This is a genomic window from Solwaraspora sp. WMMA2080 (genome assembly GCF_027497395.1).
In the GTDB taxonomy this organism is placed as follows: domain Bacteria; phylum Actinomycetota; class Actinomycetes; order Mycobacteriales; family Micromonosporaceae; genus Micromonospora_E.
The window spans coordinates 215078-228592 of sequence record NZ_CP114910.1 but is presented as its reverse complement, the minus strand read 5'-3'; the positions used below and the strand labels follow the sequence as shown (position 1 = coordinate 228592).

Below are 13515 nucleotides of genomic sequence, written 5' to 3'. Positions count from 1 at the left end.
CGGCCTCGCCCAGCTCCAGGTCGGGTCGGCCTGGTCGTGGCCGGTCGACCACCGCGAGCGCGAGCAGGAAGATCGTGATGCCGAATGTGATCACGATGGCGGTGAGCGCGAAGGCCTGAGGCAGCGGATCGGCCGTCGCCGCCGGGTCGACGTCGCCGAACGGCGGCTGCCGGCGCCACAGACCGCCCGAGGCGAGCAGCAGGATGTTGACGGCGTGGCCGAGCAGGACGAAGCCGATGACGACCCGGATCAGGCCGCGGTGCAGGATGAGGTAGACGCCGGCCGCAGTGAGCAGGCCGATCACCAACGCGACGGTCATGGTGCCCGCACCCCCGCCCCGTCGGACGGAACCGCCCCGTCGGACGGTTCCGCCGTGCCGAGCCGCCGTACCGACGCCGTGATCAGGCCCAGCACCATCAGATAGACGCCGAGGTCGAAGAAGGTCACCGGCGACACCGCGAAGCCGAGCACCGACAGTTTCAGCCCGGGCGACGGCGTCAGGAACGGCTCACCGGCCAGCAGCGCGGACAGACCGATCCCGAGACAGGTCAGCAGCCCAGCGGCGAGCAGCGGCCCGGGCCGCAGCCGGCCGGCCGCCGTCGGTGGGCGTCCGGCGTACGCCAGCTGACCGAGCCCGGCCGCGATCCCGGCCACCAGCGCGGCGACGAAGCCGCCGCCGGGCTCGTCGTGGCCGCGCAGGAACAGCCACGCCGAGACCACCAGCATCACCGGGGTGAGCAGTCGGTACGCGAACCGGAGCACCGGATCCGGCTCGGCCGGGCCGGATCCGGTGCGGCCGCGCCCGGCGGTGCCGCCAGGCCCACCGGCGACGCCGGGCCCGCCGGCGACGTCGGGCCCACCGGCGACGTCGCGTCCGCCGGCGACGTCGGGCCCACCGGCGACGTCGCGTCCGGTGGTCCGGAACAGCCCGACCAGCCCGAGTGCCACGGCGACGAGGACGGTCGCCTCACCGAGGGTGTCGAACGCCCGGAACTCGACCAGGATCACGTTGACCACGTTGCCGCCGCCGGTCGCCGGTTCCGCAGTCCGCAGGAAGTAACCCGCCGGGGCGGACAGGTCACGACGACCGGTCAGCCCGACCGTCGCGGCCACCGCGACGGCACCGGCGGCGACCGCGAGGGCGGCGGCGAAGAAGCTGACCGGCTGACGGTCGGCGCCCGGCAGCCGAGCCGGCAGCCGGCGCAGGACGAGCATCGCGACGACTGCGGTCAGTACCTCGACGAGCATCAGGGTCAACGCCACGTCCGGCGCGCCGGCGAGCAGAAACCAGGTGGCGACCATCAGGCCGACCAGGCTCAGCAGCCCGACCGCCGCGAGCGCCGACCTGGCCAGCACGATCCCGGCCAGGGCCACCGCGAGCAGCACCAGCAGCGGCCAGTCGCCGGCCGCCGCGCCAGCGGCCGGCCAGGACGGCATCGACCCCAGCGCGGCGCTGCCGGCCGCCCCGATCAGCACCAGCAGCAGCACCGGCCGGAACAGGTGGGCGGCCGGCGAGTCGTAGCGGGTCGGCCGGCCGACGATCCCGCCCAGTCTCAGCAGCGCGCCGTAGCAGCGGTCGAAGGTGACCGCCCCGGCCGGCGGCAGCCGCACCGACTGCACCAGCCGGTCGACCCGTCCACGGGCGGCGAACAGGGCCATCCCCGACAGCACGGTGAGCGCCGACAGCGCCAGCGCCGGGGTGAAGCCGTGCCAGAACGCCACGTACGGCGGATCGCCGCCGGGGGACGCGTCCTCGGTCGCCTGGTCGATCAACGGGCCGAGCAGCGCGGCCGCCGGGCCGAGCAGCAGGCTCAGCAGCGCGGCGATCGCCGCCGGGGTCAGAAACGCCAACGCCGGCTCGTACAGCTCCGGCTGTCGCGGCGGTCCGGCGAAGGTCTCGTAGACGATCCGGGCGCCGTACGCGAAGGTGAGGGCGGACGCCGAAACGGCCAGCACCTCGGCCGACGGGCTGAGCCACGGATCGACCCCGGTCTTGATCAACGCGTCGAAGATCGCCTCCTTGCTGACGAACCCGAGCAGTGGTGGCAGGCCGGCCATCGACATCGCGGCCAGGCCGGTCAGGGTGGCGGTCACCGGCATCACGTGGCGCAGGCCGGAGAGCTGTCGGATGTCCCGGCTGCCGGCCTCCCGGTCGATGATGCCGACGAGCATGAACAGGGTGGCCTTGAACAGCGCGTGAGCGACGGTGTGCAGCACCGCAGCGGCCAGCGCCGCCGGGGTGCCGACCCCGATCACCCCGACCAGCAGCCCGAGCTGGCTGACCGTCGAGTACGCCAGCATGGCCTTCAGGTCGTGCTGGCGCAGCGCGAGGAACGCACCCGCCAACGCGGTGCCGAGCCCGCCGAGGACCAGCACGATGGTCCAGGCGGCCTGGTCGGCGTAGATCGGCGAGAACCGGATCAGCAAGTAGATCCCGGCCTTGACCATCGTCGCGGCGTGCAGGTAGGCGCTGACCGGGGTGATCGCCACCATCGCGCTGGGCAGCCAGAAGTGGAACGGGAACTGCGCGGACTTGGTGAACGCCGCGACGATCAGCAGCCCGCCGACCACCCAGGCGACCGGCGAGCCGAGCAGCCGGTCGGGGTAGGCCAGGATGGTGGTCAGGTCGCTGGTGCCCAGCTGGACCGTCATCACCACGACCGCCGCCAGCAGCGCCAGGCCGCCACCGGCGGTGACCAGCAACGCCCGGGTGGCGGGGCGGGCCGCCGCCGGACTGGCCTGGCCGATCAGGAAGAACGAGCAGATCGTGGTCAGCTCCCAGAACAGGAACAGCAGTACCGTGTCGGCGGCGAAGACCAGGCCGAGCATCGCCACGGTGAACAGGGTCAGCAGCGTGTAGAGCGCGGCGCACGGGCGGTGCGGGGCGAGGTAGCGCGGGCAGTACATCATGATCAGCGCGCCGACCCCGAGCACCAGCAGCCCGAAGACCATCGCCAGGCCGTCGAGCCGCAGCGCGAACGCGATGTCCAGCGACGGCAGCCAGCGCGCCGAGACCGCGACCGCGCCGTTGTCCAGCACCACCGGCAGCCGGGAGGCGAGCAGCCCGCAACCCAACAGGTAGCCGACCGCGAGCGGGTAGCCGGTGTCGCGGCCGAGCGATCGGGTGAGCAGTGGTACGGCGGCGGCGAGCCCGGTCAGCAGGGCCAGCACCGCGACCATCGTCAACGGGCACCCCTCGGTGCGGCGGTGACCCAGGGGTACGGACCGGCCCGGCACCGGCCGGCGGTCGTCGGGCGCACCTCAACCGTCCTCGCTGGCGGCCAGCAGCACCGGCCGGGTGGCATCCCGGACCACCTGGTCGGCGACGCTGCCGAGCAGCCGGTTGGACAGTCCACGGCCCCGCCGCCCGACCACGATCATGTCCACGTCGCGCGCCTGAGCGACGTCCAGCAGGGCCCGGGCGGGCCGGCCGGTGACGATCTCGATGCTGCTCGGCAGCGGCTGCCCGACGGCGTGGCGCAGTCGGGCCGCCCGGTCGGTGAGCAGTTCCCGTGCCCGGTCCAGCTGGTCGACTTCTTCGGCGGTGCGTTCGCCCCGCTCGACGGCGGCGACGTCGACCACGGTGGTCAGGATCAGCTCGCCGACGCGACCGGCGAGCACCCGGTGCGCCGTACGCAGGGCGTGCTCGGAGTCGGCGGAGCCGTCCAGGCCGACCAACACCCGGGGCCCCGTGCCGGGTGCGCTCGGCCCGGTGTCGGGCGGTGCCGGGCGGGTTTCCAACCGCCCCGTCGGTCGCGATCCGCGCTCCACCGCGATCGGGACGAAGAGCAGTCCGAGCACGGCGCCCAACGGATACCAGTACCAGGCGCGTTGGCCGTGCCGGGCGATGAACACCGCCACCGCTACGATCCCGGAGAGCACCCAGACGGCGACGACGGTCACGATGTAGCCGGCTGTGGACATCCAGCTCCCTCCGGTTGCACGTACCGGTCGACCCGCCCGACCATCTGACCTGGTCACCGCTGGTGTCGCCGACTACCCGGGAAACGCCGGTCCTACCCGGCCGCCCGGCGGGTTCACCCCGGCGGGTGGTGTCGGTCGGGGCGGGGCGCGGTCCGGGCGGGCGCTTGAACCGGACCGGTCACCGGCCCGTACTCCCGGTGGGAGCGGGCGCCGCCCCGCCCGCTCCCACGCGGCACCCGGACCGTCCGTCTACGACCGGGTCGCCCATGGTGAGCATGGGCAGGTGAGCAGACCACGCCATCCCGTGGATGGCGGACGCGCGAAAGATGGATAGCCTGAGAGGCATGTGGGGTCCCTGCGGCGGGAGACGACGGTCCCCCACGTGACCGACGGCGGGCGGCCGGGCCGGCCGACCCGCGTGACGCCGTACGACGAGGAGGAGGATCGTGACCCAAGACAGCTGGGACGATCTGGGTGCTCCGATGCCCCATGACGAGTTCCGCGCCGTGTCCGACGCTATCGTGGCCAACATCGAGCAGGTCATCGAGGGCAAAACCGCCACGGTTCGGCTGGCACTCGCCGTCCTGCTCGCAGAGGGACACCTGCTGATCGAGGACGTTCCCGGAGTTGGTAAGACCAAACTCGCCAAGACGCTGGCCAGGTCGATCGACTGCTCCGTACGCCGAATCCAGTTCACCCCGGACCTGCTGCCCAGTGATGTGACCGGAGTCAGCGTCTACAACCAGGACAACCACGACTTCGAGTTCAAGCCGGGCGCGGTCTTCGCCAACCTGGTGGTCGGCGACGAGATCAACCGGGCGTCCCCGAAGACCCAGGCCGCGCTGCTCGAATGCATGGAGGAGCGGCAGGTCACCGTCGACGGCACCACCTACGAGCTGCGGACGCCGTTCATGGTGATCGCCACCCAGAACCCGATCGAGATGGAGGGCACCTACCCGCTGCCGGAGGCGCAGCGGGACCGGTTCACCGCCCGGATCGCGATGGGCTACCCCGACCCGAGCGCCGAGCTGGCGATGCTCGACGGGCACGGCGCGGCAGACCCGGTGCACCAGCTGCAGCCGGTGTCCGACGCGGCGGGGGTACGGCGGCTGATCGCCACCGTCCGGGAGGTGCACGTCGCCGACCCGGTCAAGCAGTACGCGGTGGACCTGGTCACCGCCACCCGGGAGTCCCCGGAGCTGCGACTCGGTGCGTCGCCCCGGTCGACCCTGCAGCTGCTGCGTACCGCCCGCGCGGTCGCCGCGCTGGAGGGCCGCGACTACGTGCTCCCGGACGACCTGCAGGCGCTCGCCGTTCCGGTGCTGGCCCACCGGCTGATCCCGACCGCCGAGGCACAGCTGGCCCGACGGACCACCGACGCGATCATCGCCGAGCTGGTGCACCGGATGCCGTTGCCCCACGAGCGGCAACGGCCGGCCGCCCCGGCGTACGACGGCAGCCAGTTCGGCCCGGCCGACGCCCCGATGGCCGTCCCCTTCGAGCCGCGAGGCCGGTGACCGATGCGGGCGGCGCTGCGCGGCCTGACCACCCGCGGCCGGTCGTTCCTGGCCGCCGGCGCGGCGGCGGTCGTCTCGGCACTGATCCTCGGCGAGAAGGACCTGCTGCGGGTCGCCATCCTGCTGGCCGTCCTGCCGCTGCTGGCCGCCCTGTACGTGGGCCGTAGCCGGTACAAGCTGGCCTGTACCCGCTCGCTGGAACCGCACCGGATCCCGGTCGGCTCCAACGCCCGGGTGGTGCTGCGGCTGCAGAACCTGTCCCGGCTGCCCACCGGCACCCTGCTGCTGGAGGACCGGCTGCCGTACGCCCTGGGCAGCCGGCCCCGGGTGGTGCTGGAACGGCTCGGTGCTCAGCAGGCCAGTTCGGTGGCGTACACGGTGCGGGCCGAGGTCCGCGGCCGCTACGAGGTCGGCCCGCTGGTGGTCCGGCTCACCGACCCGTTCGGCCTGTGCGAGCTGACCCGGGCCTTCCCCAGCGTCGACCGGCTCACGGTCATCCCACAGGTCACCGCGCTGCCGTCGGTCCAACTCGCCAGCGAGTACGCCGGTTCCGGTGACAGCCGGGCCCGGTCGGTGGCGGTGCACGGCGACGACGACTCCGCCACCCGCGAGTACCGCCGCGGTGACGACCTGCGCCGGGTGCACTGGAAGTCGACCGCCCGCACCGGTGAGCTGATGGTGCGCCGGGAAGAACAGCCGTGGGAGACCCGGGCGACCGTGGTGCTCGACACCCGCGCGTACGCGCACCGTGGCGAGGGCCCGACGGCGAGCTTCGAGTGGGCGGTGGCGGCGGCAGCGAGCATCGCCGTGCACTTCCGGTCGAACGGCTACCGGCTGCGGCTGGTCACCGACACCGGCATCGACGCCGACGCCACCGAGGCCGACGGGGACGGACTGCTGCTCGACCGGCTGGCCGACGTCACCGCCGGCCAACGCAGCGACATCGCCACCCTGGTCGAGCAGGTACGCCGCCGCTCGGACAGTTCACTGGTGATCGCGTTGTTCGGAGCGCTCACCCCGACCGAGGCTAAGCTGCTGGCCGGGCTGCGGGGCAACCGGTCGACCTGCGTCGGCCTGCTGATCGACAGCTCGACCTGGATGAATCTGAGCCCGGACGAACGGGCCGAGGCCGACCGGGCGCACGGTGCCGCCGCGCTGTCGCTGCTGCAGAGCGGCTGGCGGGTGATCGGAGTGAACCATGGCGACCAGTTGCCGTCGCTGTGGCCGCAGCTCGCCCGGGGTTCCCAGGGCTTCGCCTGGCGGGCCGCGCTGGCCGAGACGATAGCCGGAGGAGTGAATTGACCACCCGCAGACACCTCGGTCTGGTCGCGGCGGCAGCCACCCTGATGGCGGCCGCGCCGATGGCCACCATCTTCCAGGACTGGACCTGGCTGGTGCAGTGCGCGATCACCGTGACCATGATCGGTGGCGCCGGGATGCTGGTCCGCTCGTTGCGGGCTCCCGGATGGCTGCACCCGGTGGCCATGATCGGCGCGCTGCTCCTCGCCCTGACCTGGCTGTTCCCCAGCGGCGACGAGTTCCTCGCGGTGCTGCCGTCGCCGGCGACAATCGGCCACTTCGGTGCGCTGCTGGCCCAGTCGGCGCAGGACGTGCACGCGTACGGCGTGCCGGTGCCCGACGGCGACGCGCTGCTGTTCATCACCGCGCTGGGGATCGGTTCGGTCGCGGTCGTCGTCGACGTGCTCACGGTGACCCTGCGCCGGCCGGCGCTGGCCGGCCTGCCGATGCTGGCGATCTACTCGGTGCCGGTGGCGATCTACGTCGACAGCGTTCCGGCGGCACCGTTCGTGGTCGGCGCGGTCGGCTACCTGTGGCTGCTGATGGCCGACAACGTCGACCGGGTCCGCCGGTTCGGCCGCCGGTTCACCGGCGACGGCCGGGACGTCGACGTGTGGGAGCCGTCGCCGCTGGCCGCCGCCGGTCGGCGGCTCGCCGTGCTCGGGGTGGTCATCGCGGTGCTGATCCCGCTGACCATCCCCGGCATGACGTCCGGGCTGCTGACCAACCTCAGCGGCGGCGGGACCGGCGGCAACGGGCTGGGCAACGGCCCCGGCCAGGTGAACCTGTTCGCGGCGTTGAGCGGCCAGCTCAACCAGAGCGAGGTCACCGAGATGGTCCGGGTGACGACCAACGACCCGGCCCCGGCGTACCTGCGGATCGGTATCGCCGATGAGCTGCGCGAGGACGGTTTCGCCAGTCGCCCGCCACGCGGGCGGCCGGACTCGGCCCGGTCGCTGCCCGACCCGCGGACCGACCCGGACATCCGCAACACCGGGGTCAGCCACCAGGCGTACGAGGCGACCGTCGAGGTCACCGGGAACTTCAACATGGCGCTGCTGCCGACCTACGCGGTGCCGGTGCAGATGCGCGACGTGGACGGCAACTGGGCGTACGACCGCACCGCGCAGATCGTCTTCTCCGGCCAGTCGCGGGCCCGCAACATGACCTACGGATTCGAGTACGTCCGCACCAGCTACACCCCGGGGGCACTGCGCCGGTCCCAACCGTTGCCGGCCGACAACGACCTGCGGCAGGCGTTCACCGCAGTGCCGCAGGTGCCGCAGGTGACCGAGCTGGTCGGGGAGCTGACTGCCGGCGCGCGCAGCGACTACGACCGGGTGCTGGCCATCTACGAGCACTTCTCCCGAGACAACGGTTTCACCTACAGCCTGGCCACCGAGGGCGGCACGGCCGGCCAGGACATCGTCAACTTCCTCGACAACAAGGTCGGTTTCTGCCAGCAGTACGCCGCCGCGATGGCGTGGCTGGTCCGCGCCGCGGACGTACCCGCCCGGGTGGCGTTCGGTTTCACCAACGGCTCCCGACGACTGGAGAACACGTACACGCTGACCAACCTGAACCTGCACGCGTGGACCGAGGTCTACTTCGACGGGCTCGGCTGGGTGCCGTTCGACCCGACCCCGGCGGCGAGCATCCCCGGCTCGGTGCGCTCCGAGTGGGCGCCGGACGTGGACGCCCCGCCGGACGCCGGACCGAGCGCCGGACCGAGCGCGGCCCCGTCCGCCGCGCCTTCGACGACGGCGCTGCCGGAGACCGGGCCCGGCCAGCTCGACCCGGGTGCACTGGGTGCCGGATCCGCTGCCGATTCCACCGCCGGTCCCCGTTGGCCGTGGTGGGCCCTCGCTGGTGTGGTCGCGGTGCTCGTGTTGGCGGCCCTGCCTGCGGCCCGACGCGCGACGGTACGCCGTCGGCGGCTGGCCCGTGTCCTGGCTCCGGTGACCCCGGCGGGCACCGACCCGACGGACGCTCGGGACGCCGACTCCCCCGCCGCGAGCGGGGCCGCCGCCGGTGGTGCTCCGCTGATGACCGTCACCGGCGCCGACGCCGGGGCCGCCCGGCAGCACGCGCACGCCGTCTGGAGCGAACTGGTCGACACCCTGGTCGACCTGCGGATGCCGGTCGACCGGTCGGAGACGCCACGGGCAACCGCGGCGCGGCTGGCTGCTCTGGAGTCGGTCCACGGTGCGGCGACCGACGCGGTCCAGCTACTCAGCCAGGCGGAGGAGCGGGCCCGGTACGCCCGTCAACCGGTGCCGGGCGAGCCGCTGGTCGAGGCGTTGGGGCGGGTACGGGCGGCGTTGGCGGCCGGGGTGGGTCGGCGTACCCGGCTGGCGGCCCGGCTCCTGCCGCTGTCGGTACTGCTGCGCTGGCGGGACGCGGTTGTCGAGGCGTACAGCCGGGTCTTCTCGGTCGTCGGCCGGTGGCGCGACGCGGCGGCGCGGTTGAGTCCGCGCCGGCTGTTGGCCAACCGGGCGGGTCGCTGACCCGTCCCGGGGTTTCGCGAAACCGCCACCTCGGGTCGGCGCACCGGGCATAATCGCCCACGTGCCGAGACGCTTGATCGCAGCGCGGTCAGTCAAGCAGCGCGGTCAGTCGACGAGATCCGTGGCCGACCGCCGCTGCCCCGCGTGGCGGGCCGGTAGGCGGGCACGACAAGACCACCCGGCTCACGCCGAACCGGGCGGCTGGTCCCGCCCGCTAGGTCAGCGGTGGCCCTCCGGCCGCTGGCGCCAGCGCTCGTCCAGCCGGTCGATCAGCGATGACCGTCGCCCGCTGCGGGTCCTCCGACGTGTGGTCCCGCCGACCACCCGCAGGTCGGGCGAGTTCGACTTGCGCTGGGACTGCATGGCGAACGCCGCTGCCCCGAGCATGACCACGAAGCCGGCCACACCGAGCAGCGGCACTTTGCTCACTGTGCCGTAAACGACCAGGGCAAGGCCAATGATGATCACACCGGCAGCGACGAGCAGGCGACGCCGCGCGTGGAAACGCGGGTCGCTGGCGCGCACGGCCGAGGCGAATTTGGGGTCCTCGGCAAGCGACCGCTCGATCTGCTCGAACAGCCGCTGCTCGTGCTCCGAGAGCGGCACGGCACTCCTCCCCGGTCACGTTGGTCAGCCCGGTCGGACCGACAGACCGTGGCAGCCAACCGGCTGCTTACCCGCAAGTCTACGAGGGGGGTCGCGGGTCGGAAAGCCGGACGACGGACCGCCTAGGTTGATTTTCCGTCCGGCGGACGTCATCACCTGGTAACAGAGTAGCCGCCCAACCGGACAGTGCACCGCTGCCCGGCCCTCGTCACACCAGGAACTCGATCTTTCTCGCCCACCGCACCGCGAGTTTCACTCTCATAGCACACTCAACCGGGCAAATCACTCGCGACCAGCGCCGGTGGTGATCAGCAGCGGAACGGCCATCTCGACCTCGGTCACTCCACCGTGGAAGCCGACCAACGCGGAGCCGACCGGATCGGTCCGGGTGGCCACCACGACGAACCGGTCCTGACAGATCACCACGACGTCGCCGATCCGGCCCAGATGCCCCGACGGCACCGGGCCGAACCAGCCTTCGGCGATCAGCTCGTCCCGCTCGGCCACCCGGGCCGCCGGGCCGAGGACGGCCCGCCACCCGGCGATGACGTCGCCCACCGCGCCCGGCACCGGGTGCAGGTAGCGGGCGCGGGGCTCCCCGGCGACCACCCGCACGCCGGCCCGCAGCCGGGGGTCGGTGTCCAGGTCGAACCGGTGTCGCGGGTCGGCCGGCACGTTCAGCTGACCGTGGTCGGCGGTCACCAGCAGCGCCGCGTCCCGGGGCAGCCCGCCCAGCACCCGGTCCAGCAGCCGGTCCAGGTCGGCGGCGGCGGCCCGCCAGGGCGGGGAACCGACCCCGGACAGGTGGCCGTGCCGGTCCAGGTCGGGATGGTAGCCGGAGACCAGCACCGGAGCGTCGCCGGCGGTGACCGCGTCGAGCAGCCCGGCGGCGAGGGCGTCGGCGTCGGCCGCGCCCCGGTACGCGCCGCCCCGGTTGGCGGCGACCGTCAGCCCGCTGCCGGCGAACTCGGGCCGGCTGACCACGGTGACCGTCACCCCGGCGGCCGCCGCCCGTTCCAGCTGGGTCGGCACCGGCTGCCACCGCCGCGGGTCCGGGTCGTCGCGCCAGTCGACGTGGTTGAGTACCCGGTCGGTGCCGGGCACCAGGCTGCGGAAGCCGAGCACCCCGTGCGCCCCCGGCGCGGCACCGGTGCCGAAGCTGACCAGGCTGGTCGGTGTGGTGGACGGGAAGCCGGTGGTGAGCCGCCGCGCGTACCGGCCGGCGGAGAGCGCGGCCAGCGTCGGAGCGTGTTCGCCGGCGGCCGGCAGCTGGTGCCAGCCGAGCCCGTCGACCAGCAGCACCACGACGCGCCGCACCCCGGCGAGCGGCCCGGCGAGGCCGAGTACGTCGTCCGCGCCGGGCACCCCGAGCACCGCCAGCACGCTGGGCAGCACGTCGGCGAGGCTGGCCGCGCCGTACTCCGGGCGCACCGGGCGCAGCAGCTCCGCAGCCGGCGGGTCCGCCGCTGTCACAGCGGACGCCGGGCGAACAGGTGCAGCTGGGTGGCGAGGTCCCGGTACGGCGGCTGGGCGGCGACGGCGAGCTCCAGGGCGAGCAGGGCCTGCGGGTCACCCTCGGCGACGGCCGCCGGCAGCAGGTCGGACAGTACGCGTACCCCGTGGATCTGCTCGACCCGCAGCCCGGCGGCGGCGAGCAGATCGACGGCGCGGTCGGCGTCGTAACGGCGGCGCAGCGTGTCCCGCGCGCCGGCGGTGCCCTGCGGGTCGGCGAGCAGTGCGGCGGCGAGGTCGAGATGTCCGTTGACCGCGCGGGCCAGCACCGCTGCGGCGCGGCCGGCCACCAGTACGCTGGCCGCCCCGCCCGGCCGCAGCACCGTGGCCAGCGACTCCACCACCCGGGCCGGCTCGTCGACCACCTCCAGTACCGCGTGGCAGAGCACCAGGTCGGCGCTGGCCGGCGCGATCAGCTCGCCGAGCGCGTCGCCGTCGCCCTGGGTGGCGGTGATCCGGTCGGCGACCCCGGCGTCGGCGGCCCGTCGGGTGAGCGCGGCCAGCGCGTCGGGGCTGGCGTCGACCACGGTCACCTGGTGTCCTGCTTCGGCCAACGGCACCGCGAAGCCACCGGTGCCGCCGCCGACGTCGACCACGGTGAGCCTGCGGCCGGGCTGCCGGTCCAGTTCGTGACGCAGGACGGACCAGACCACGGCGGTTCGCGGGCCGGCCGCCTGGCCGGCCGGGATGTGTGTCGGTTCCACCCGCGCGAGCCTATCGGCCCGGCCCGGTCCCACTCGGTCCGGTGCGGCCCGGTGCGGCCCGGGGCGGCGCTCGTCGCCGGGCGGCGGTACTCCGCGATTGACGGTATATCGCACTACGAAGTAGTCTGCGAAGCGTGGATACCACCCAGCTTCTCAAAGGGGTGCTCGATCTGGCCGTCCTCGCTGTGCTGCAGCACGAGGACGGCTACGGCTACGACATCCTGCGGCGACTACGCACCGCCGGGCTGACCGAGGTCGGCGACGCCTCGGTGTACGGCACGCTGCGCCGGCTGTTCCAGGCCGGTCTGCTCACCACCTACGTGGTCCCGTCCGAGGAGGGCCCGCACCGCAAGTACTACTCACTCAACGGCGCCGGGCGTGACCAGTTGACCCGCTCCGGCAAGACCTGGCGCGGCTTTGCCACGACGATGGACAACCTACTTGACGATCGGGGGGTGGCGGCGTGAACGCCGCGACGCAGGCTGAGATCACGCACTACGTCGAGCAGGTCCGGTCCGCGCTGGCCGACCTGCCCGGCCCGGTCCGCGACGAACTGCTGGAAGACCTGCCCGAGCACCTCGCCGAGGTGCTCGCCGAAGGCGACGGCACGCTGGTCGACCGGCTCGGCGACCCGACGGAGTACGCCGCCGAACTGCGCGCCAGCGCCGCACTGGACGCCCCGGCGTCGCCGCCGGGGATCGGCCACCGGGCGGCTGCCGCCTGGCAGGCCACCCGCCACCGGCTGGGCCGGATCGACCGCCGGGTCGGCCCGGTCCTCGCTCACGGCACCGCCAGCGAGTTCCTGCGGTCGCTGCGCCCCGGCTGGTGGGTACTGCGCGGCTACCTCGCCGCGATGCTCCTCACCCACCTGGTCTTCGGAGGGATCTCCTCGCCGCTGCCCACCCCCGATGGCAGCGTCCCGGCCGGGCTGCTACTTCTCACCGTGGCCGTGACCGGCTCGGTCTGGCTCGGCCGCCGAGGACTACGACTGACCCGACGGCCACGGCTGGTGGTGACTGGCGCCACCGCCCTGGCGCTCGTTGGGTTCGCCTCGTACTTCCTGTTCGGCCTCGGATCAACGTCAGAAGGTCCGCTCGTCGTGATGGAGTCGAACGGCGGCGCGGCCTACCTCGCTCCCCCGTTGCCGGCTCCGCTGGACGTGTATGTCTACGACAGTCAGGGACAGTTGGTGGAAGGTGCCCGGCTGTTCGACGAGAACGGCGAGCCGATCGTTCTCGGCTCCCCGAACTGGTGTGAGTTGTCAGACCTGGAACAGCTGCGGGTCGGGCAGAGCCTCTCGCGTATGGGCGGCCGAGTCACCTTGCGCGACCCGAATGTGGAGTACACCTACCCGCTCTGTCCCGAGCGGAACCCGTTCCAACTGCCGGCCCTGAACCCGAGCCCCGACACCACCCCGGCACCCGACCCGTCGCCGAGCTGATCTGC

General features: G+C 73.3%; 10 protein-coding genes and 1 pseudogene. 5 read left to right on the top strand and 6 right to left on the bottom strand.

What is annotated here, in order from left to right:
- Nucleotides 1–55 precede the first annotated feature (55 nt).
- The 3 genes and pseudogenes from O7543_RS30120 to O7543_RS01035 form a co-directional block, all read right to left on the bottom strand.
- Nucleotides 56–319, bottom strand: a pseudogene (locus O7543_RS30120) (NADH-quinone oxidoreductase subunit K); the annotation flags it as partial.
- On the bottom strand, nucleotides 316–3180 hold the full coding sequence (mbhE, locus tag O7543_RS01040; protein ID WP_281555632.1) for a hydrogen gas-evolving membrane-bound hydrogenase subunit E: 2865 nt from the start codon (nucleotides 3178–3180) through the stop codon (nucleotides 316–318). The gene mbhE and the pseudogene O7543_RS30120, both read right to left, overlap by 4 nt.
- Nucleotides 3181–3261: 81 nt before the next feature.
- Nucleotides 3262–3924 (bottom strand): universal stress protein, encoded by a 663-nt coding sequence (locus tag O7543_RS01035; RefSeq protein WP_281550612.1) that lies wholly within the window; start codon nucleotides 3922–3924, stop codon nucleotides 3262–3264.
- A gap of 446 nt (nucleotides 3925–4370) precedes the next feature.
- On the opposite strand from O7543_RS01035, the gene O7543_RS01030 reads away from it, so the two are divergent.
- Genes O7543_RS01030 through O7543_RS01020 form a run of 3 tightly spaced genes read left to right on the top strand, consistent with a single transcriptional unit; the run spans nucleotide 4371 to nucleotide 9247 of the window.
- Nucleotides 4371–5441 carry a MoxR family ATPase gene (locus O7543_RS01030; protein ID WP_281550613.1) on the top strand — a complete coding sequence of 357 codons (1071 nt, stop codon included), beginning with the start codon at nucleotides 4371–4373 and terminating at the stop codon, nucleotides 5439–5441.
- 3 nt (nucleotides 5442–5444) lie between these two features.
- The gene (locus O7543_RS01025; RefSeq protein ID WP_281550614.1) at nucleotides 5445–6743 is read left to right on the top strand and encodes a DUF58 domain-containing protein; all 1299 of its coding nucleotides are present in this window, start codon (nucleotides 5445–5447) and stop codon (nucleotides 6741–6743) included.
- A complete protein-coding gene (locus O7543_RS01020; protein WP_281550615.1) occupies nucleotides 6740–9247 on the top strand; it encodes a DUF3488 and transglutaminase-like domain-containing protein in 2508 nt (835 codons plus the stop codon). The genes O7543_RS01025 and O7543_RS01020 overlap by 4 nt, the downstream gene beginning before the upstream one ends.
- Before the next feature lie 219 nt (nucleotides 9248–9466).
- Here the strand turns inward: O7543_RS01020 and O7543_RS01015 are convergent, their stop codons facing one another.
- From O7543_RS01015 to O7543_RS01005, 3 genes are all read right to left on the bottom strand, one after another.
- Nucleotides 9467–9853 (bottom strand): DUF3040 domain-containing protein, encoded by a 387-nt coding sequence (locus tag O7543_RS01015; protein ID WP_281550616.1) that lies wholly within the window; start codon nucleotides 9851–9853, stop codon nucleotides 9467–9469.
- Between the two features lie 282 nt (nucleotides 9854–10135).
- Nucleotides 10136–11326: a nucleotide pyrophosphatase/phosphodiesterase family protein gene (locus O7543_RS01010; RefSeq protein WP_281550617.1), complete on the bottom strand. Its 1191-nt coding sequence runs from the start codon at nucleotides 11324–11326 to the stop codon at nucleotides 10136–10138.
- Nucleotides 11323–12069 carry a methyltransferase domain-containing protein gene (locus tag O7543_RS01005; RefSeq protein WP_281550618.1) on the bottom strand — a complete coding sequence of 249 codons (747 nt, stop codon included), beginning with the start codon at nucleotides 12067–12069 and terminating at the stop codon, nucleotides 11323–11325. Before O7543_RS01005 ends, O7543_RS01010 begins: the two co-directional genes overlap by 4 nt.
- Nucleotides 12070–12203: 134 nt before the next feature.
- Here O7543_RS01005 and O7543_RS01000 point away from each other — a divergent pair, with 134 nt between their 5' ends.
- Nucleotides 12204–12536, top strand: coding sequence for a PadR family transcriptional regulator (locus O7543_RS01000; RefSeq protein WP_281550619.1), 333 nt, complete (start codon nucleotides 12204–12206; stop codon nucleotides 12534–12536).
- A complete protein-coding gene (locus tag O7543_RS00995) occupies nucleotides 12533–13510 on the top strand; it encodes a hypothetical protein (protein WP_281550620.1) in 978 nt (325 codons plus the stop codon). The genes O7543_RS01000 and O7543_RS00995 overlap by 4 nt, the downstream gene beginning before the upstream one ends.
- Nucleotides 13511–13515: the final 5 nt, after the last annotated feature.

Bases quoted from the DNA above. Each gene is read 5' to 3' on its own strand.
- O7543_RS01035 (WP_281550612.1), bottom strand. From the start codon at position 3,924: ATGTCCACAGCCGGCTACATCGTGACCGTCGTCGCCGTCTGGGTGCTC.
- O7543_RS01025 (WP_281550614.1), top strand. From the start codon at position 5,445: ATGCGGGCGGCGCTGCGCGGCCTGACCACCCGCGGCCGGTCGTTCCTG.
- mbhE (WP_281555632.1), bottom strand. From the start codon at position 3,180: ATGGTCGCGGTGCTGGCCCTGCTGACCGGGCTCGCCGCCGCCGTACCA.